This window comes from Pseudomonas sp. 3MAES_34.3B, from assembly GCF_058145875.1.
This window is the reverse complement of record NZ_CM176960.1, coordinates 1-20,348: the sequence shown is the minus strand read 5'-3', so window position 1 is coordinate 20,348 and position 20,348 is coordinate 1. Positions and strand designations below refer to the sequence as shown.

Annotated in this window: 17 protein-coding genes; 9 read left to right on the top strand and 8 right to left on the bottom strand. The window is 58.4% G+C overall.

Annotation, left to right across the window (positions count from 1 at the left end; all coding sequences use genetic code 11):
• Positions 1-11 precede the first annotated feature (11 nt).
• Both trkA and AC3Z8Y_RS00080 read left to right on the top strand, forming a co-directional pair.
• The gene (gene trkA, locus AC3Z8Y_RS00085) at positions 12-1,385 is read left to right on the top strand and encodes a Trk system potassium transporter TrkA (RefSeq protein ID WP_181111200.1); all 1,374 of its coding nucleotides are present in this window, start codon (positions 12-14) and stop codon (positions 1,383-1,385) included.
• 10 nt (positions 1,386-1,395) lie between these two features.
• Positions 1,396-1,707, top strand: a complete 312-nt coding sequence (locus tag AC3Z8Y_RS00080) for a tetratricopeptide repeat protein (protein WP_490087939.1) — start codon at positions 1,396-1,398, stop codon at positions 1,705-1,707.
• Positions 1,708-1,710: 3 nt separating this feature from the next.
• Here AC3Z8Y_RS00080 and AC3Z8Y_RS00075 read toward each other — a convergent pair whose 3' ends face one another.
• A complete protein-coding gene (locus AC3Z8Y_RS00075) occupies positions 1,711-2,598 on the bottom strand; it encodes a lysophospholipid acyltransferase (RefSeq protein WP_490087938.1) in 888 nt (295 codons plus the stop codon).
• A gap of 31 nt (positions 2,599-2,629) precedes the next feature.
• Positions 2,630-3,199: a DNA-3-methyladenine glycosylase I gene (locus tag AC3Z8Y_RS00070; RefSeq protein ID WP_490087937.1), complete on the bottom strand. Its 570-nt coding sequence runs from the start codon at positions 3,197-3,199 to the stop codon at positions 2,630-2,632.
• A 79-nt stretch (positions 3,200-3,278) separates the two neighbouring features.
• On the opposite strand from AC3Z8Y_RS00070, the gene glyQ reads away from it, so the two are divergent.
• The 4 genes from glyQ to AC3Z8Y_RS00050 are packed head-to-tail and all read left to right on the top strand — an operon-like array spanning position 3,279 to position 7,641.
• Positions 3,279-4,226, top strand: a complete 948-nt coding sequence (gene glyQ, locus AC3Z8Y_RS00065; protein WP_490087936.1) for a glycine--tRNA ligase subunit alpha — start codon at positions 3,279-3,281, stop codon at positions 4,224-4,226.
• On the top strand, positions 4,223-6,277 hold the full coding sequence (gene glyS, locus AC3Z8Y_RS00060) for a glycine--tRNA ligase subunit beta (RefSeq protein ID WP_490087935.1): 2,055 nt from the start codon (positions 4,223-4,225) through the stop codon (positions 6,275-6,277). The genes glyQ and glyS overlap by 4 nt, the downstream gene beginning before the upstream one ends.
• 3 nt (positions 6,278-6,280) lie before the next feature.
• A complete protein-coding gene (gene gmhB, locus AC3Z8Y_RS00055; RefSeq protein ID WP_490087934.1) occupies positions 6,281-6,826 on the top strand; it encodes a D-glycero-beta-D-manno-heptose 1,7-bisphosphate 7-phosphatase in 546 nt (181 codons plus the stop codon).
• Positions 6,827-6,876: 50 nt separating this feature from the next.
• Entirely contained in the window at positions 6,877-7,641 is a 765-nt protein-coding gene (locus tag AC3Z8Y_RS00050; protein ID WP_490087933.1) for a lysophospholipid acyltransferase family protein, read from the top strand.
• A 176-nt stretch (positions 7,642-7,817) separates the two neighbouring features.
• Here AC3Z8Y_RS00050 and AC3Z8Y_RS00045 read toward each other — a convergent pair whose 3' ends face one another.
• Positions 7,818-9,440, bottom strand: coding sequence for an MFS transporter (locus AC3Z8Y_RS00045; RefSeq protein WP_490087932.1), 1,623 nt, complete (start codon positions 9,438-9,440; stop codon positions 7,818-7,820).
• A 127-nt stretch (positions 9,441-9,567) separates the two neighbouring features.
• Positions 9,568-11,229, bottom strand: coding sequence for a GMC family oxidoreductase (locus AC3Z8Y_RS00040; protein WP_490087931.1), 1,662 nt, complete (start codon positions 11,227-11,229; stop codon positions 9,568-9,570).
• 145 nt (positions 11,230-11,374) lie between these two features.
• Between AC3Z8Y_RS00040 and AC3Z8Y_RS00035 the strand changes: the two genes are divergently transcribed.
• The 3 genes from AC3Z8Y_RS00035 (at position 11,375) to AC3Z8Y_RS00025 (ending at position 14,118) form a co-directional block, all read left to right on the top strand.
• Positions 11,375-12,262 (top strand): LysR family transcriptional regulator, encoded by an 888-nt coding sequence (locus AC3Z8Y_RS00035; protein ID WP_490087930.1) that lies wholly within the window; start codon positions 11,375-11,377, stop codon positions 12,260-12,262.
• A gap of 174 nt (positions 12,263-12,436) precedes the next feature.
• The gene (locus AC3Z8Y_RS00030) at positions 12,437-12,925 is read left to right on the top strand and encodes an Lrp/AsnC family transcriptional regulator (protein ID WP_181111189.1); all 489 of its coding nucleotides are present in this window, start codon (positions 12,437-12,439) and stop codon (positions 12,923-12,925) included.
• Positions 12,926-13,023: 98 nt separating this feature from the next.
• Positions 13,024-14,118, top strand: coding sequence for a hypothetical protein (locus AC3Z8Y_RS00025; RefSeq protein WP_490087929.1), 1,095 nt, complete (start codon positions 13,024-13,026; stop codon positions 14,116-14,118).
• Positions 14,119-14,180: 62 nt separating this feature from the next.
• On the opposite strand, the gene gyrB is transcribed toward AC3Z8Y_RS00025, so the two are convergent.
• The 4 genes from gyrB to dnaA are packed head-to-tail and all read right to left on the bottom strand — an operon-like array spanning position 14,181 to position 20,348.
• Complete coding sequence (gyrB, locus tag AC3Z8Y_RS00020; protein WP_490087928.1) at positions 14,181-16,601, bottom strand: DNA topoisomerase (ATP-hydrolyzing) subunit B; 2,421 nt, start codon at positions 16,599-16,601, stop codon at positions 14,181-14,183.
• A 3-nt stretch (positions 16,602-16,604) separates the two neighbouring features.
• Positions 16,605-17,708 carry a DNA replication/repair protein RecF gene (recF, locus tag AC3Z8Y_RS00015; RefSeq protein WP_490087927.1) on the bottom strand — a complete coding sequence of 368 codons (1,104 nt, stop codon included), beginning with the start codon at positions 17,706-17,708 and terminating at the stop codon, positions 16,605-16,607.
• A 10-nt stretch (positions 17,709-17,718) separates the two neighbouring features.
• On the bottom strand, positions 17,719-18,822 hold the full coding sequence (gene dnaN / locus AC3Z8Y_RS00010; protein WP_490087926.1) for a DNA polymerase III subunit beta: 1,104 nt from the start codon (positions 18,820-18,822) through the stop codon (positions 17,719-17,721).
• Positions 18,823-18,863: 41 nt separating this feature from the next.
• The gene (dnaA, locus tag AC3Z8Y_RS00005) at positions 18,864-20,348 is read right to left on the bottom strand and encodes a chromosomal replication initiator protein DnaA (RefSeq protein WP_490087925.1); all 1,485 of its coding nucleotides are present in this window, start codon (positions 20,346-20,348) and stop codon (positions 18,864-18,866) included.

Sequence of the window (20,348 nt, the reverse complement as noted above, 5' to 3'; positions counted from 1 at the left end):
GCGAGCTGATCGTGAAAATCATCATTCTTGGTGCTGGCCAGGTAGGCGGCACCCTAGCGGAGCATCTGGCCGGCGAAGCCAACGACATCACCATCGTCGACACTGACGGCGAACGCCTGCGCAGCCTGGGCGACCGGCTGGACATTCGTACGGTGCAGGGCAAGGCTTCGTTCCCAACCGTGTTGCGGCAGGCCGGCGCCGACGATGCCGACATGCTCGTGGCGGTCACCAACAGCGACGAAACCAACATGGTCGCGTGCCAGGTGGCCTATACGCTGTTCCATACCCCGCGGCGCATTGCGCGGGTTCGCGAGGCGGCGTATCTCACCCGCGCCGACCTGTTCGCCAACGAAGCCATCCCGGTGGACGTGCTGATCAGCCCGGAACAGGTGGTTACCCATTACATCAAGCGGCTGATCGAACACCCCGGCGCGCTTCAAGTCATCGACTTTGCCGGCGGCAAGGCCCAGCTGGTTGCGGTACGCGCCTACTACGGTGGCCCGCTGGTGGGCCAGCAATTGCGGCAGATCCGCCACCACATGCCCAATGTGGAAACGCGCGTGGCCGCGATCTTCCGCCGCGACCGGCCGATCCTGCCACGCGGTGACACGGTGATAGAGGCCGACGACGAAGTCTTCTTCATCGCCGCCAAGGCAGATATCCGCGCCGTGATGGGCGAACTGCGTAGGCTGGATGAAAACAACAAGCGGGTGGTGATCGCCGGGGGCGGGCATATTGGCGAGCGGCTCGCGGAAGCTATCGAAAGCAGGTACCAGGTCAAGATCATCGAAATGAGCCCGGCCCGCTGCCGTTACCTGTCCGAAAGCCTCAACAGCACCGTGGTGCTACAGGGCAGCGCCTCGGACCGGGACCTGATGGTCGAAGAAAATATCGCCGACGCGGACATTTTCGTAGCGCTGACCAACGATGACGAAGCCAACATCATGTCGTCGCTGCTGGCCAAGCGGCTCGGCGCGCGAAAGGTGATGACACTTATCAACAACGCGGCCTATGTGGACCTGGTTCAAGGCGGTGAAATCGATATCGCCATCAACCCTCAGTTGGCAACCATTGGCAGTTTGCTCACGCACGTGCGTCGCGGCGACATCGTCAGCGTGCACTCATTGCGCCGCGGCGCTGCCGAAGCCATTGAGGCCATCGCTCACGGCGACGCACGTTCGAGCAAGGTGGTGGGCCGCGCGCTTGAAACGATCCCTATGCCCCCGGGCACTTCCATCGGTGCGATCATCCGGGACCAGGAGGTGATCATTGCCCGGGCAGACACCGTAATTGAAACCGGGGACCACGTGATCCTGTTCGTTGTGGATAAAAAATACATTCGCGATGTGGAAAAGTTGTTCCACGTTGGGCTGAGTTTCTTCTGAAGGTAAAGCGATGATCGAATCCCTGGAAAAAATGCTCGCCAAGGGTGTGGATAACCCACTTCTGCGGTTTGGGCTTGGAAAGGGCTACCTTGATGCAGCCAACTGGACAACAGCGGCTGAGCACTTGCAACAGTGCGTAGCGCAAGACCCAAGCTACTCCGCTGCCTGGAAACTGCTCGGCAAGGCACTGCAGCAGCAGGGTGATCCCGTGGCCGCGCGCGCCGCCTGGGAGCAGGGGATAGCGGCGGCGCAGGCCAAGGGTGACAAGCAGGCGGAAAAAGAGATGAGCGTGTTTATCCGCAAGCTTGAGCGCAACGCCTGAGGCTCAGTACCAACGCGCCTCACCTGGCGGCCGCTTCTTGAAGCGCTTCATGCTCCACATGTACTGATCCGGGTACGCCCTTACATACGCTTCCACTACCTGGCTCATGGCTGCGGCGGAGGTTTCCACGTTGGTGCTGTACATGGCCTCTGGTGCTGCCTTGAGCATCACCTTGAAGCCTGAGCCATCCGCCAGGCGCACGGCGTGGAGGAACACCCCGACCGCTTTGCCGCCAGCGAGCATGTTAGGCACGAACTTGCTGGTGAGCGCTTGCGTACCCAGGAAGGGCACGAATACCCCCGCGGACTCGGCCGGCTCCGGGTCTGCTGGAATGCCCACCTGGCCACCCTTGCGCACTTCCTTGATCACGCTGAGGATGCCTTCCTTGGTAGAAGCCGCCACGCGATTGCCCAACTGCACCCGCTGTTTGCGCAGCAGTTCATCCACAGCCTTGAGCTTGGGTGGGCGATAGAAAATGATCGGTTTGCACTGGCTGCAATAGAAATGGTTGAGCACTTCCCAGTTACCCAGGTGGCTGGTGATGCCAACGACCCCTTTGCCGCTGGCGAGCGCCGCCTCAAGTACTTCCAGGCCTTCAACTTCACGAATCAACGCGAGCGAACGTTCGGCTGGCCAGATCCAGGCACAAGCGCTTTCGGTAAACGAGCGGCCGATACCTTTGAGGCTCGCCCCGGTCAGTTGCTCGCGTTCGGCTGGCGACAGTTCGGGGAAACACTTGGCGAGGTTGATCCGCACCACGTCCCGGGAACGGTTGGGCAGCTTCCACATCAGCCAGCCGATGGCGGCGCCTACCTTCTGCACGCCACCCCACGGCAACGAGGCAAAAGCCTTGAGCACGCCCACCATCAAGGCGCCCTTGAAGTTTTCCACAGTTCAATCCCCTGATAACGAGCCGGCCATTCTACCCCAGCACGGGCGGCGCTTCGCATAATGCCCGGTAGCGGTCGCAGTCGGTGGTGTGGTCCATGACCATCCCCGATGCCTGCATGAAGGCATAGCAAATGGTCGGGCCGACGAAGCTGAACCCAGCCTTCTTCAGGGCCTTGCTCATGGCCTGGGCTTCGGGTGTCTGGGTAGGGATTTCGCTGCGGTCGGCAAAATGGTTGATCTTCGGTTGGCCGCCCACGAAGGACCACAAGAAGCCCACCGGGTCTTCAAGCCGCAGCCAGGCCTGGGCGTTTTGCCGGGCGGCATTGAGCTTCATGCGGTTGCGGATGATGCCTGCGTCCTGCATGCGAATCTCGATCTCGGCATCGGTCATACGTGCAAGGCGCTGGGGATCGAAGGCAAAAAGGACCTCGCGATAACGCTGGCGCTTCTTGAGGATGGTGATCCAGGACAACCCTGCCTGGAACCCTTCAAGCACCAGCAACTCGAACAGGCGCTGCGGATCACGCAGCGCAAGGCCCCATTCATGGTCGTGGTACTGCTCGTAAAGCGGGTCGGTGGTACACCAAAAGCAGCGTGGCATAAAGCTCCGGGCTAGTGGGGCAGACGATTCGGGGTATACTCCCGCTCTTTAATTCGCAGCCCAAGATACAGGTGAATTTGTGAACCAGCCTACGCCAGCCGTGCGTACCTTCCAAGACTTGATTCTGGCCTTGCAACAGTACTGGGCAGAGCAAGGTTGCGTGGTGCTTCAGCCTTACGATATGGAAGTAGGCGCGGGCACCTTTCACACCGCCACCTTCCTTCGTGCCGTAGGCCCGGAGAACTGGAACGCAGCCTACGTGCAACCGAGCCGTCGCCCGGGCGATGGCCGCTACGGCGAGAACCCCAACCGCCTTCAGCACTACTACCAGTTCCAGGTGGTACTCAAGCCGAACCCGGAAAACTTCCAGGAGCTGTACCTTGGCTCGCTGCGTCATATCGGGCTGGACCCGACCGTGCACGACGTTCGCTTCGTGGAAGATAACTGGGAATCGCCCACGCTTGGCGCGTGGGGCCTGGGCTGGGAAGTGTGGCTCAACGGTATGGAAGTGACGCAGTTCACTTACTTCCAGCAGGTAGGCGGTATCGAGTGCTACCCGGTCACTGGCGAGATCACCTACGGCCTCGAGCGCCTGGCGATGTACCTGCAAGGGGTGGACTCGGTCTACGACCTGGTGTGGACCGACGGCGCGTTCGGCAAGGTTACCTATGGAGACGTGTTCCATCAGAACGAGGTGGAGCAGTCGACCTACAACTTCGAGCACGCCAACGTCGAGAAGCTGTTCGAATTGTTCGACTTTTATGAAAGCGAAGCCAACCGCCTGATCGAACTGCAACTGCCGCTGCCGACCTACGAAATGGTGCTCAAGGCATCGCATACCTTCAACCTGCTGGATGCGCGCCGGGCGATTTCTGTCACCGAGCGCCAGCGTTACATCTTGCGGGTACGCGCACTGGCCCGCGCCGTGGCCCAAAGTTATCTGCACGCCCGGGCACGCCTGGGCTTCCCGATGGCAACCCCTGAACTGCGAGATGAAGTGTTGGCTAAGCTGGAGGCTGCACAATGAGTGCGCAAGATTTTCTGGTTGAACTTGGCACCGAAGAACTGCCACCCAAGGCGCTCGCCACCCTGGGCGAAGCCTTCCTTGCCGGCATTCAGAAGGGCCTTCAGGCCGCAGGGCTGAACTACACCGCTAGCCGTTACTATGCCGCGCCTCGGCGCCTGGCAGTGCTCGTCACCGGCCTGGACACGCAGCAGGCAGACCGCAGCGTCAACCTGGACGGCCCGCCGCGCCAGGCAGCGTTCGACGCAGACGGCAATCCCACCCAGGCCGCCCTCGGGTTCGCCCGCAAGTGCGGCGTGGATATCAGCGAAATCGACCAGAGCGGTCCCAAGCTGCGGTACAGCCAGACGATCACCGGCAAGCCGACCATCAGCCTGCTGCCCACCATCGTAGAGGATTCGCTCAACGACCTGCCGATTCCCAAGCGCATGCGCTGGGGCGTGCGCAAGGACGAGTTCGTGCGCCCAACCCAGTGGCTGGTGATGCTGCTGGGCGACCAGGTGGTGGATTGCACACTGCTCGCACAGCGGGCCGGGCGAACGTCCCGCGGCCATCGCTTCCATCATCCGGACAACGTGTTGATCGGCTCGCCGGCCAGTTACGCCGATGACCTGCGCAAGGCCTATGTGCTGGCAGACCTGGCCGAGCGCCGCGAGATCATTCGCAAGCGCGTGGACGAACTTGCCGTACAGCAAGAAGGTACGGCGATCGTGCCGCCTGCCCTGCTGGATGAAGTCGCCTCGCTTGTGGAATGGCCAGTGCCACTGGTGTGCTCTTTCGAAGAGCGCTTCCTGCAGGTGCCGCAGGAAGCACTGATTACCACCATGCAGGACAACCAGAAGTACTTCTGCCTGCTGGACGCCGAAGGCAAGTTGTTGCCGCGGTTCATTACCGTGGCGAACATCGAAAGCCGTGACCCCACGCAGATCGTCCAGGGCAACGAAAAGGTCGTGCGCCCGCGCCTGACCGACGCTGAGTTCTTCTTCAATCAGGACAAGAAGCAGCCACTGGAAAGCTTCAATGCGCGCCTGCAGAACGTGGTGTTCCAGGCGCAGCTCGGCAGTGTCTATGACAAAGCCGTTCGGGTGTCGAAACTGGCTGCATTCATCGCGCCACGCATTGGTGGCGATGCCCAGCGCGCCGCCCGCGCCGGCCTGCTGAGCAAATGCGACCTGGCGACCGAAATGGTTGGCGAGTTCCCCGAGATGCAGGGCATCGCGGGCTACTACTACGCGCTAAACGACGGCGAGCCGCAGGATGTAGCGCAGGCACTGAACGAACAGTACATGCCCCGTGGCGCCGGTGCCGAATTGCCGCAGTCACTGACTGGCGCGGCCGTGGCAATCGCCGACAAGCTCGATACCCTCACCGGTATCTTCGGTATCGGCATGTTGCCCACCGGTAGCAAAGACCCCTACGCCTTGCGCCGTGCTGCACTGGGCGTGCTTCGCATTTTGATCGACAAGCAACTGGACCTGGACCTGGCCGAAGCAGTGAATTTCGCCGTGGCCCTGTACGGCGCGAAGGTGGACTCCACCGCCCTGGCCGAACAGGTGCTGGAGTTTGTCTTCGACCGCCTGCGTGCGCGTTACGAAGATGAAGGCGTGGATGTTGCCAGCTACCTAGCCGTGCGTGCCCTCAAGCCGGGCTCGGCGCTGGACTTCGATCAGCGCGTGCAGGCGGTGCAAGCGTTCCGCCGCTTGCCGGAAGCCGAAGCGCTGGCCGCGGTAAACAAGCGGGTATCGAACCTGCTGGGCAAGGCAGAAGGTGCGGTAGCGGCCACTGTGGAGCCCAAGTACTTCGATAACGCCCACGAGTTTTCCCTGTATTCGGCCATCCAACAGGCCGACCACGCGGTTCAACCGATGGCGCAGGCACGCCAGTACAACGAAGCGCTTACCCGTCTCGCCGCCCTGCGCGAGCCTGTGGATGCGTTCTTCGAGGCAGTGATGGTCAATGCCGAGGACCCGAGCGTTCGCGCTAACCGTTATGCCCTGCTCGCCAGGCTGCGCGGTTTGTTCCTGGGCGTGGCCGACATCTCCGTGCTGGGCTGAGCCGTGAAACTGCTTATCCTCGACCGGGATGGGGTCATCAACCACGACTCCGACGCGTACATCAAATCCGTGGAGGAATGGGTCCCTATCCCGGGCTCGATCGAGGCGATTGCCGCGTTGAGCGAGGCCGGATGGACAGTGGCGGTCGCGACTAACCAATCTGGGATTGCCAGGGGCTATTATTCGCTGGCGACCCTGGACGCCATGCATGCGCGACTGCGCGAGCTGGTGGCCGAAAAAGGCGGCGCTGTGGGGGTCATTCTCTACTGCCCCCATGGTCCCGATGATGGGTGTGAATGTCGCAAACCGCTACCGGGCATGCTGTTGGCCATAGGGGAGCATTACGGTGCAGGCCGAGCTGATGTGTGGTTTGTAGGCGATAGCCGCAGCGATCTGGCCGCGGCCGTTGCGGCGGGCGCGCGCCCGGTGCTGGTGAAAACCGGCAAGGGGCAGGGCACCGCCAAGGGAGTGCTGCCAGAAGGCACCCTGCAATTCGATGACCTGGCCGCCGTGGCCAGGGCACTTATCAACCCGGGCATTGCCCCCTGAAACAGGCGCCGGCCACTTCACGCGGGGCCGGCCCGTACGGTAACAACGCCATGTCCGCATTGCAGGCCATCAGAATCACACTCTTCTACGTTTTGCTGGCCCTAAGTGCATTGATCTGGTGCACGATCGGCTTTTTCGTGTGCCCATTTCTTAAATTCCCGGCGCGCTACCGGTTTATCAACGTCTACTGGTGCCGCTTCGCATTGCTGCTTACCCGGGTGTTTTTGAACATTCGGGTACGCATAACTGGCGCGGAAAACGTGCCGGCTACCCCTTGCGTGATCCTGTCGAATCATCAAAGCACCTGGGAAACCTTTTTCCTTTCCGCCTATTTCCAACCGTTGAGCCAGGTGCTTAAAAAGGAACTGCTGTACGTGCCTTTCTTTGGTTGGGCAATGGCGATGCTTCGGCCGATCGCGATCAATCGGGAGAACCCCAAGGAAGCTTTGCGGCAGGTCGCAACCAAAGGCGATGTATTGCTCAAGGACAGGGTTTGGGTGCTGATCTTTCCTGAAGGTACCCGAGTGCCTTACGGCACTATGGGCAAGTTCACCCGCAGTGGCGCTGCCTTGGCGGTGAATGCCGGGCTGCCGGTGTTGCCGATCGCTCACAATGCCGGCAAGTTCTGGCCCAAGGATGGCTGGGCCAAGCGCTCCGGCGTGATCGACGTGATGATCGGCGCTCCCATGTACGCTGAAGGCAGCGGGCCGCGCGCAACCGCTGAGCTCAACGACAGAGCCGCCGCCTGGATTGCCAATGCCCAACGTGAGATGGGTTCTATCGTGGCAACGGTGGATACCGGCAACCCGGTCTAATTGTGGATAACTTGTGAGCAGTTTTTCTTGCCGTTTCCTGGAAACGGCTTTAACTCACTGAAATAGAAAGCTTTATCTCAAGCGGAAAATCGGCTCAAAAACGTGCATAAGTTTTTCTGCCTCTAGCGAAAGTGCCCGCCAGAACGGGCGGGCACGGTTGGCAGGGCTGGATGTATTCAGGCGTTATCCAGATCCACGTGTCGCGTTTCCCTCAGGCTGATCAAGCCAACTACCAGGCTCACCGCCGTGACGGTAATCGGGTACCACAACCCGTAGTAAATATCTCCCGTATACACCACCAGCGCGAACGAGACGGTAGGCAAGAAGCCGCCGAACCAACCATTACCGATGTGATAAGGCAGCGACATCGAGGTATACCGGATGCGGGTCGGGAAGAGTTCGACCATCACCGCGGCCAGCGGGCCATAGGTCATGGTCGCGATCAGAATCAGCGCTACGATAATGCCCACTACCATCGGCTGGTTGACCTGGGCTGGCTCCGCTTTGGTCGGGTAGCCGGCCCCTGTGATAGCGCCGCGCAAGGCCGCTTCGTCATAGCCCTCGATACGGGTTTGCCCTACGGTAACCACAACCGCGCTGCCGGCAACCGCCGCCTGAGAGGTGTAAGGTACGCCCGCTTTTACCAGCAAGGTTTTGACCTTGTCACAGGGGCTGTCAAAACGGGCCTTTCCTACCGGGTCAAACTGGAAGGTGCAGGTGTCAGGGTCCGCCATTACCACGATGGGCGCTTGCCGGGTTGCTTGGTCAATCTGCGGATTAGCGTAATGGCTCAGCGCTTTGAACAGTGGGAAATACAAGACCGTCGCCAGTAGCAGGCCCAGCATGAGGATTGGCTTGCGGCCCACGCGATCGGACAGCCAACCGAAGAATACAAAGAAGGGTGCGCCAATGATCACGCTGATGATCATCAGGTTGGTGGCCTGCGCAGGGTCGAGTTTCAGCATCTGGGTGAGAAAGAACATCACATAGAACTGCGCGGTGTAGAAGGTCACGGCCTGCCCCGCATTGATGCTGAACAGTGCAGTCAGCACGATCTTGAGGTTGGCCCACGAGCCGAAGGATTCGCGGATAGGCGCCTTGCTCACCTTGCCTTCGGCCTTCATTTTGGTAAAGGCGGGCGACTCATGCAGGCTCAAGCGAATCCATGTGGAAATGCCCAACAACACGATGGAGAGCAGGAACGGCAGCCGCCAGCCCCAGGTTTCAAACTGGTCTCCACTCACGTATCGGCATCCCGCAACCACAACCAGCGAAAGCAGCAGCCCGAGGGTGGCGGTCGATTGAATCCACCCGGTATGGTGCCCGCGTTTGTTTGCCGGGGCATGCTCGGCCACGTAAGTGGCTGCGCCGCCATATTCGCCTCCCAGTGCCAGGCCTTGAAGCATGCGCAGCACGATAAGAATTACCGGCGCCGCCAGGCCAATGCTGGCGTAGGTCGGTAACAGGCCTACCGCGAAGGTCGAGAGCCCCATCAACACGATGGTGACCAGAAACGTGTACTTACGGCCGATCATGTCCCCGAGCCGCCCGAATACCAATGCGCCGAAGGGCCTGACCAGGAATCCGGCAGCAAACGCCATCAGCGCGAAGATAAACGCCGTAGTGTCGTTCACACCGGCGAAAAACTGTTTGCTGATAACCGCCGCCAAGGCGCCATAGAGAAAGAAGTCATACCACTCGAACACCGTACCCAGCGACGACGCGAAAATGATTTTCCGCTCTTCCCTGGCTGCGTTGGGCACCACCTGTGCGGCCTGTGGCTGCGTGTAGTCGGTCATTGGTCCTGTCCTCGGCCCAAAGGGCGCAGTGATTTTTCTTGTTGTTCCACTGTCTGCCCGGCTGACTGCGCCGGTGCGCTTACTGCTTCGTTGCTTCGTTCCTTCGATAGTTAGTGCACGCTGCGGATCAGAGCGCCGCCACAGGCACCCGTTCAGCACGAGCCGGCACGGTTACCTCTTCAGCCCCAGGGGAGCGTAGCAATAGCTCTGCCGCTTTCTCGGCGATCATGAGTGTAGGGGAGCAGGTATTTCCGGAAACAATCAGCGGCATGATCGAAGCATCGGCAATGCGAAGCGCTCGAACACCCCTGACCCGAAGCTCTGGGTCCACTACCGCTTCGGCGTCCACCCCCATGCGGCAGGTGCCAACCGGGTGGAATATAGTCGTTCCAACAGTACCCGCCGCTGTTTCGAGTTCTTCCTGCGACTGGAAGGAAGCACCCGGGAGGTACTCGACCGGTTTGAAGGGTGCGAGCGCGGCGCCTTCAACGATAGTACGGGTTACCCGAATGGCATCGGCCGCAACGCGCAGGTCATCCGGATGGCTCAGGTATCGAGGGTCTATCAAAGGCGCGTCGCTTGGGTTACGGGAAGTGATTTCCACCCGGCCCCGGCTCTTGGGGCGCAGGTTACACACAGAGGCCGTGAAGGCTGCGAAGCGGTGCAAGGGCTCGCCAAACCGGTCCAGGGACAAGGGCTGTACGTGGTACTGAAGGTTGGCGCTGGGCTGGCTGGGATCGGAGCGAACGAAGGCGCCCAGCTGGCTCGGTGCCATGGCCAATGGGCCGCTGCGGTCATAGAGGTAGCGCAGCCCCATGCCGCATTTCCCCCACAGGCTATTGGCAACCTGATTGAGCGTACGTACGTTCTCGACCTGATAGATCAACCGCAGTTGCAGGTGGTCTTGTAAGTTCGTACCCACCCCCGGCGCTTCTACACGCACAGGAATATCGAGTTTTTCGAGTAACGGGCGAGGGCCGATACCGGAGCGTTGCAGGATAGTGGGGGACCCGATGGAGCCAGCACTGAGGATCACCTCTCGACTGGCTGCGAACGAACGTTTGCTGCCTAGCCAGTCAGCTTCGACACCGCTTGCTCGGTCGCCGTCAAACAGTAGTTTATCCACAGCAACTTTGGTCAATACCTTCAGGTTTGTTCGTTTGAGTACCGGCCGCAAAAACGCCTTGGAAGAATTCCATCGCACGCCTGCGCGCTGGTTCACGTGGAAATATCCACAGCCTTCGTTATCGCCGCGATTGAAATCATCCACAGGCTCGATGCCCGCCTGCCCGGCTGCTTCTCGGAACGCATCCAGGATCGGCCAGCGGTAACGCTGGGGCTCCACTCGCCATTCGCCGGTTTCGCCGTGCCAGTCATTCCCGCCTGAAGCGTGAAGCTCGGTCTTGCGGAAGAGGGGCAGCACGTCGTTCCAGCTCCAGCCCGCGTTCCCCAACGCTGCCCAGCCATCATAATCTCGCGCCTGGCCACGCATGTAGATCATGCCGTTGATGGAGGAACACCCTCCCAATACCTTGCCCCTGGGGTAATTCAGCGAACGCCCATGCAGGCCATTTTGGGGTTGGGTTTTGAAGCACCAGTCGGTGCGCGGGTTGCCGATGCAGAACAAATAGCCGACCGGGATATGTATCCAGGCGTAGTTATCTTCACCGCCGGCTTCGAGCAGAAGCACCCGGTGCTCGGGGTTCGCAGATAGCCGGTTAGCCAGCAGGCAACCGGCCGGGCCGGCGCCAACGATGATGTAATCGTATGTATCCTGGGCATTCGACATGCGCTACGCCTCGTATTTTTATTGTTCTTTACCTCATGGTATTGATTAAACGCGGTTTGAAAACGATAGTTTTTACCCAATGGCTGTGCGTTTTTGCACAGCATGAACAGCCTCCTGATTTACAACGATAATTATTGGAGTGGCTATGTTCGACTGGGACGACGTCCGTTTTTTTCTCGAGCTCCATCGCAGCGGGCGCCTGCTTGCCGCCGCCAAACGGCTCAATACCACCCATAGCACGGTTGCCCGCCATATCGAGCGCATCGAGCGCACCTTGGGCACTGCGTTGTTCGTGCAGCAAGCCCAAGGCTACGAACTTACGCCAGCCGGCAATGCACTGCTCCGGCATGCCGAAGCCATGGAAAACTCTGCGCTGATGGCGCAGGAAGAAATCACCCAGTCAATCATGCCGCTGGGAAAGATCCGCTTGGGTACGGCGGAAGGCATAGGCGTCTGCTTTATCACCCCTCGCATGCCGCAGCTCTTCGAACGGTACCCTGGGCTTCAGGTCGAGCTGGTCGCGGTGCCGCGTTTCGTCAACATCCTCAACCGAGAGGCAGAAATCAGCATCCATCTCGAACGCCCGGAGGCGGACATGCTGATTACGCGCAAGCTCAGTGATTATCGACTGGGCCTCTATGCCAGCCCCGCCTACCTGGCGGCTGCGCCTCCCCTGCAGCACCGGGACCAACTGAGCCAACATCAATGGATCGGCTACGTAGACGATTTGCTGTTCAGCCAGCAATTGTTGCTACTTAACGCCTTCTGTCGGTCACCCAATGTGGTTTTTCGCAGCACAAGCGTGCTCGCCCAGCAGCTGGCTGCCCATGCCGGGCTTGGCATCGCAGTACTCCCGCAATACATGGCGGCCCAAGACAGCCAATTGCGCCGGGTGCTACCTGCCGAGAGCATCCAGAGAACGTATTGGATAAGTACCCGTAAAGAGCTACATAAGTCGGTGAGGCTTCGCGTGGTCTGGGACTTTCTCATGGAGCTTTGCGACCGGGAGGCATCCGTGCTTTTGGCAAGCTAACCGGATCTGTACAGCTGTACCAAGGTTCCTGCTTTTACTCCAGTGAGACCTGTATTAGATACCGTACTGTGTGGTACGTAATACATCCCAAAAACGACAAGAAACAGTAGCTGTGGCTAATGGCTTAATGCCATAAAACGGTCATGGACGTATTTTGCATTGAAGGAAAACCCCATGCGTAAGCTGGATAGAACTGATATCTCCATCCTTAACGCGCTGCAGGACAACGCGCGTATCACAAACGCAGAGCTAGCACGCACGGTAAACCTCTCATCTACGCCATGCTTCAATCGGGTTAAAGCGATGGAGGAGCTTGGGTTGATAAAGCAGCAGGTGACGCTTCTCGCCCCAGAGATGCTCGGCCTGCACGTCAATGTGTTTATTCACGTCAGCCTCGAGAAACAAGTGGACGGGGCCCTGGCGCGCTTTGAAGAGGCTATTTCTCAGCGTCCTGAAGTAATGGAGTGCTACTTGATGAGCGGCGATGCGGATTACCTGATCCGTGTTCTGGTTCCAGACATACACGCATTGGAGCGTTTTATCATCAATCACCTCACGCGGTTCCCTGGCGTCGCCAATATCCGCTCAAGCTTTGCACTCAAGCAGGTTCGCTATAAAACCGCGCTGCCCCTGCCTCCAAATGGGCTGATGATCGGAGAATAGCCCACTGACCCTGGCAGCGGGGAACAGGTTCCAGCTCCGCGAACCAGTATGGAAAACGGTAGGTTGCTCCCTCGTTGGTAAACGCAAGGGAGTGCACCATGTCGGACTGGAACAATCGATTTACACATCTGATACGCCAAAGCCGGCCAAACCTTTGGGGTAACTGGGCATTAGCTCCGAATATCCAACCTGGGGCGGTCGGCTTCGTAGACACCTCCACTGGGGCCTTCAAGTTGGTAGGGGAAACCGTTCCTTCTCTTTCGGTGAAGGAGAAGCTGGTTTCTTCGAGTTGGAAGCTCAGCAGTGAAGGCGTAAGCCGGCAGCAGGCGGACGTAAAGGGTGAAGCCTCTATAGTCGATCCCCACTCGGGGCTGAGCCTCAAACCAGAAGTTGAATTCGTGTGGCGCTTTCAAAACAAAGATTCGATCGCCTCCGAATTCGCCATCGCCAAAGAGGTAGCGGTCACTGACTTGGGGATTCTGAACGACCAATATGCTTGGCTATTGGCGGCGGCGGAAAAGGTAGGCTTCGCCCAGAATGGCAAGATCGCTCAAGGCTTCGGTGTTATTACCGAGGTCGTGTACGCGAGCAGCGGGCTCAACATCGGCGCGAACGATAAGGACGCTTCCTATACCTTGGGAGGGACCGTCAAAGGCCTGCACGCCCTGCTGGGGGACAAAGGCCCTGGCGGCTCCGTACGCGCCAGCTATAGCTACAGCCGGGAAACTCGTTCGTTGGACAAGCACGTCTGGCCTGCAGCGGAAGGGGAGGTGGCTGGCGAGCTGATCCCGGTGGCATTTGCGTTTTCGTCCTTCGAAGGGCGTACTGTGCTGCCGGCGTGGCGCGGGCGAATCAACGGCTTGTCGCTCTTTCTGGATAGCAAGGCCAGTAAAGCAACAACGTACATCACCAAGGCCAAGCTCAGCTACAGCGTAGACGGCAAGCGTGTGAATGAGCCGGTAACGACCATCTCCGGCGGGCTTTCCGGCAGCTTTGCCAACATTCCTGTAAACGCGCAGGAGTTGCAACTAGAGCTGGTGTTCAAGGGTGTGTTCAAGGATGTTCGGCAAACCCTTTCCTGGGCGGTCCCTGTAGCGCAATGGCCAGCGGGTGTAATGCATATTGACCTTACCGGGACTTGGCCCGGGCAGCCGAAGGCGACCATCCGGGAGGACTTGAATACTGGTATATGACCCGACAATGCATAAAAAAACCCCAGCGTAAGCTGGGGTTTTGGGTGTCGGCCTGGTAGGGGTTAGAAGTCCAGGTTGGACACCGCTAGCGCATTGCTCTCGATGAAATCGCGGCGAGGCTCCACAGCATCGCCCATCAAGGTATTGAAAATCTGATCCGCGCCAATGGCGTCTTCGATGGTGACCTTCAACATACGACGTACCGTTGGGTCCATCGTAGTTTCCCAGAGCTGATCAGGGTTCATCTCACCAAGCCCTTTATAGCGCTGAATGCTGAAACGCTTGGCCGTCTCGGTCATCAGCCAGTCCAAGGCTTCCTTGAACTCGCTTACGGGCTTTTTACGCTCACCGCGCTGAACGTATGCGCCTTCGTCGAGCAAGCTGTTCAGCTGAGCTCCCAGGGCCGTTACGGTACGGTAATCATTGCTACCGAAGAAGTCCCGGTTGAAGGTTACGTAGCTTGCCAAGCCATGCGACAGCACCTCAACCTCAGGCAGCCAAACGCTGCGCTCGCGATCTTCGCGCAGGGTCGCTTTGTAGGTAAGGCCTGACTTCTCCGACCGCTTCAAGCGATTGGCAAAACGCTCCAGCCATTCCTGCATTGCCGCATGGTCGCCCAGTTGCTCGAGCGATACAGGTGGCAAGTAAACGAAGTGCTCAGTGATTTCCTGTGGATACAAACGAGACAGCCGCTTGAGGGTTTTCATGACCATGCGGTAGTCGTTCACCAGGCGCTCCAGGGCTTCGCCCTTGATACCTGGCGCGTCTTCCCCTAAGTGCAGGCTGGCGTCCTCAAGGGCGGTTTGAGTGAGGTATTCCTCCATCGCCTCGTCGTCCTTGATGTACTGTTCCTGCTTCCCCTTTTTCACCTTATAAAGCGGTGGCTGGGCAATGTACACATAGCCCCGTTCGATAAGCTCCGGCAGCTGACGGAAGAAGAAGGTCAGCAGCAGGGTACGAATGTGCGAACCGTCCACATCAGCGTCGGTCATGATGATGATGTTGTGGTAACGCAATTTATCGATATTGTATTCGTCACGACCAATGCCACAGCCGAGCGCGGTGATCAGCGTGCCCACCTCTTGCGAGGCAATCATCTTGTCGAAGCGTGCTTTTTCAACGTTGAGGATCTTACCCTTCAGCGGAAGGATAGCCTGGGTACGACGATTGCGGCCTTGTTTGGCTGACCCACCTGCAGAGTCACCCTCCACCAGGTACAGTTCAGAAAGGGCAGGGTCCTTTTCCTGACAATCCGCCAGCTTGCCCGGTAAGCCTGCAATGTCCAGGGCGCCCTTGCGGCGGGTCATTTCACGGGCCTTGCGGGCTGCTTCGCGTGCACGAGCGGCGTCGATCATCTTGCCGACCACTGCCTTCGCTTCGTTCGGGTTCTCCAACAGGAAGTCGGAGAAATATTTACCCATTTCCTGTTCGACAGCGGTCTTCACTTCGGAAGAAACCAGCTTGTCTTTGGTTTGTGAACTGAACTTGGGATCTGGCACTTTAACCGAGATGATCGCTGTAAGCCCTTCGCGGGCGTCATCACCCGTGGTTGCCACCTTGTGCTTCTTCGACAGGCCTTCCTGCTCAATATAGGTATTGAGGTTCCGGGTGAGGGCCGAGCGGAAGCCTACGAGGTGGGTACCGCCGTCGCGTTGCGGGATGTTGTTGGTGAAGCAGAGGAGGTTCTCGTTGAACCCGTCGTTCCACTGCAAGGCGATTTCTACGCCCACGCCGTCTTCGCGCTGCACGGTAAAGTGGAAGACCTGCTGGTTGACCGTGGTCTTGTTGGTGTTCAGGTATTCAACGAATGCGCGCAGGCCGCCTTCATATTTGAAGAATTCTTCTTTGCCACTGCGCTCGTCTTTCAGGAAGATCCCGACCCCCGAATTGAGGAACGACAACTCACGGATTCGCTTCGCCAGGATATCCCAGCTGAAGTGAATGTTCTTGAAGGTGTCAGCTGACGGTTTGAAATGGATTTCGGTACCCGTAGTTTCGCTTTCCCCAACAACCTTCATCGGTTCTTGCGGCACGCCGTGAACGTAGTGCTGCTCCCAGATTTTGCCACTGCGGCGCACGGTCAGGAGCAAGGATTCGGACAAGGCGTTTACAACCGACACACCTACACCGTGGAGGCCACCGGAAACCTTGTACGAATTGTCATCGAATTTACCGCCGGCATGCAGGACGGTCATGATGACTTCCGCTGCGGAGACGCCTTCTTCTTTATGCACGTCTACCGGAATGCCGCGGCCGTTGTCGCGAACGGAGATGGACTCGTCTGGGTGAATGGTTACAGTGATGTCGTCACAGTGACCCGCCAGTGCTTCGTCAATTGAGTTGTCCAGCACCTCGAACACCATGTGGTGCAGGCCGCTTCCATCGTCTGTGTCGCCGATGTACATACCGGGGCGCTTGCGAACCGCATCCAGGCCTTTCAGTACCTTGATGCTAGAGGAGTCATATGTCTGGTTGTCGCTCATGCTTCACTCCTGATGTTTCGAGGTCTGAGTGATGTGGCCATGTTCCACGTGGAACAACGATACCTCCGTATCTTCATGCCAATCATTACCCAGGAATTCGTGGTTAACGCAGGTGATGAACACCTGACATTTCAGTTCTTCAAGCAGCCGGCAAAGAGCTCTACGGTGCTGCTCGTCAAGTTCAGAGGGCAGGTCGTCTACCAGATAAACACACTGACTTCTGCGGACTTGGCTTAACAGGTGGCCTTGAGCGATACGTAGAGCGCAGACCACCAGTTTCTGTTGGCCTCGGGAGAGAGTTTCGGCAGCGTTATGGCTACCCTGGCGGAGCCGTAAATCGGCGCGCTGTGGCCCTGAATGCGTATGCCCCAGCTGCCGGTCGCGCAATAACGAACTGGCTAGCACCTCGCTCAATTCACGGTCCTTGTCCCAGCCGCGGAAATAACTCAGAGACAGACCTGGTAGATCAACCAGCTCACCGAGGATCTGATCAAATACAGGCTTGAGCTGCTGGATATATGATCGTCTGAATTCATCAATCTGCGCACTGGCCGACAGCAGCTCCCGGTCCCAAGCGGCCTGCGAAACGGCGTCTATTGTACCATGCCGCAGCCATGAGTTCCGTTGCTTCAAAGCCTTCTGCAGCCGCTGCCAAACGGGGAGAAACCGAGGTTCCACGTGGAACACTCCCCAATCCAGGAACTGCCGCCTCACCTTAGGGGCACCCTCCAGAAGCCTGAAGCTATCCGGGTTGATCAACTGCAAAGGAAGCACTTCGGCCAGCTGTGCAGCGCTGCGGGCATTTTCGCCGTCAATACGGATTAAGAAGTCGCCATCCCGCTGGCGAGATACGCCTAGGTTGCATACGCGGTCATTCTCAACCAAAACCTGACCGAACACAGTACAGGCGGGTTGTTCGTATTGGATTACCGGCTGAAGGCGGGTGCTGCGGAAGGAGCGGGCCAAGGCAAGCAGATGGATAGCTTCAAGGACGCTGGTTTTACCGCTGCCGTTGGCACCATGGAGGATGTTTATCCGAGGGGAGGGCAACAATGTCACTGGGTGCAGATTACGCACCGCAGTGACAGAAACACGGGAGAGGGACATTAATAAGCGATCAAAGCCGCATCGGCATCACGACGTAGGAAGAGTCGTCATTATCAGCTTCCTGAAGCAACGCGCTACTGTTGGAATCGGAGAGCACCAACCGTACCTGCTCTGTTGTCATTACACCGAGTACATCCAGAAGGTAACTGACGTTGAAGCCGATCTCCAGGCTACCACCGCTATAGTCGACGCTGATTTCTTCCTCAGCCTCTTCCTGCTCTGGATTGTTCGCCTGAATCTTCAGCTGGCCAGCGCCAAGCTGCAACCGGATACCACGGTATTTTTCGTTTGAAAGAATGGCGGTACGGCTGAATGCCTCCTTCAAAGCTTGGCGGTCACCGAGCACAACCTTGTCACCGCCTTTGGGCAGCACACGCTCGTAATCTGGGAATTTGCCGTCAACCAGTTTGGAAGTGAACGTGAACTCACCGGTAGTGGCACGAATGTGATGCATGCCCAGTACGATGCTGACGGTACCGTCTGGATCGGTGAGCAAACGCGCGAGCTCAAGAATACCCTTGCGAGGCACGATAACCTGGTGCTTGTCGGCCTGACCAAGATCAGCAGTCATCGAGCACATGGCCAGCCGGTGGCCGTCTGTGGCGACCGCACGAATCAACCCGGTCGAAACCTCCAGCAACATCCCGTTCAGGTAATAACGTACGTCTTGTTGGGCCATGGCAAACCCGGTGCGCTCGATCAAGCGACGCAGCTTGCCTTGGGCAAGGGTGCACGTGAGTGAACCTTGACCTTCTTCGGCCGTAGGGAAGTCGCTGGCGGGCAATGTGGATAAAGTGAAGCGACTGCGACCTGCCTTTACCAGAAGCTTTTGCTCATCCAGACGTACGTCAATCTGTGCATCAGCGGGAAGGCTTTTGCAAATGTCCATCAGCTTGCGGGCCGGCACGGTGATTTCGCCCGGTTCCGCAGGTTCTTCCAACTGCACGCGGCCTACGAGCTCAACTTCCAGATCGGTACCGGTAAGGGAAAGCTGCTGCCCCTGGACTACCAGCAACACGTTGGAAAGCACAGGCAGCGTCTGGCGGCGTTCTACCACCCCAGCAACCAGTTGCAGAGGCTTGAGGAGCGCCTCTCGTTGAATGGAAAAATGCATGGCGTCAGTTCCTGGCCTTTTTCGTGGCAGCTACGTAAGCGTCAAGTGGTAAGCGTACGGAGCAGGTTCTTGTAATCCTCGCGAATATCCGCGTCAGATTCTTTCAACTCGTTGATCTTTCTGCAGGCATGCAGGACCGTCGTATGATCCCGTCCGCCGAACACATCGCCGATTTCTGGCAAGCTGTGATTGGTCAGTTCCTTGGACAGGGCCATCGCGACCTGGCGAGGTCGGGCGACCGATCGCGACCGACGCTTGGAAAGCAGATCGGATATCTTGATCTTGTAGTACTCAGCAACTGTGCGCTGAATGTTATCCACACTGACCAGTTTGTCCTGCAGTGCGAGAAGGTCCTTCAAGGACTCGCGGATCAACTCAATAGTGATGTCCCGTCCCATGAAGTGCGCATGAGCGATCACCCGCTTGAGGGCGCCTTCAAGCTCGCGCACATTAGAGCGGATACGCTGGGCAATGAAGAATGCGGCATCGTGAGGCAGGTCAACCTTGGCCTGGTCAGCTTTCTTCATGAGGATCGCAACCCTCGTCTCCAGCTCCGGAGGTTCGACGGCAACCGTCAGACCCCAGCCGAAACGCGATTTCAACCGCTCTTCAAGGCCCTCGATTTCCTTGGGATAACGATCGCTGGTGAGGATGACCTGCTGGCCACCCTCCAGCAAGGCGTTGAAGGTATGGAAGAACTCTTCCTGAGACCGTTCCTTGCGCGCGAAAAACTGAATGTCATCGATCAGCAGCGCGTCAACGGACCGATAAAAGCGCTTGAACTCATTGATAGCGTTCAATTGCAACGCCTTGACCATGTCCGCAACGAATCGCTCCGAATGCAGGTACACCACCTTGGCATTTGGATTTTTCTTGAGCAGATGGTTGCCCACTGCATGCATGAGGTGCGTTTTACCCAGGCCGACCCCGCCATAAAGGAACAGAGGGTTGTATCCGTGCTTGGGGTTATCTGCCACCTGCCATGCCGCTGCTCGCGCCAACTGGTTTGATTTGCCTTCCACGAAATTTTCGAAGGTAAAGGTACGGTTGAGGTAACTGGTGTGCTTGAGCGCACCTTCAACCTGAACACTGCGCGTTTCGCTTCGTGCAGTGGTTGGAGCGTTCATTGGATCGAAGCTGTCCCGGGATGGCTCCGGATCGGCAGCTTTCGGCGCAGCCGGTATCGGCGCCGGGGCAGCAGGCTGAACAGAGGCTGGCGCAGGCGCTGGCATGGAGGCGGCCGCCAGGGGCGCATTGGCAGCGGTGCGCGGAGCAGAACTGCGACGGCTACCGATCAACAGCGAAAGGGCAGGTGCCGAACCCTCGCCCCGTTCCGCCATCAACTCGAGCAAGCGACCCAGGTACTTCTCATTGACCCAATCCAGGACGAAGCGGTTAGGCGCATAGATGCGCAACTCGTCACCTTCCGCCTCCGCCTGGAGCGGACGTATCCAGGTATTGAACAGTTGAGCAGGCAGTTCCTCGCGGAGCAATTCCACGCACTGCTGCCAGATTTCCACTGACAC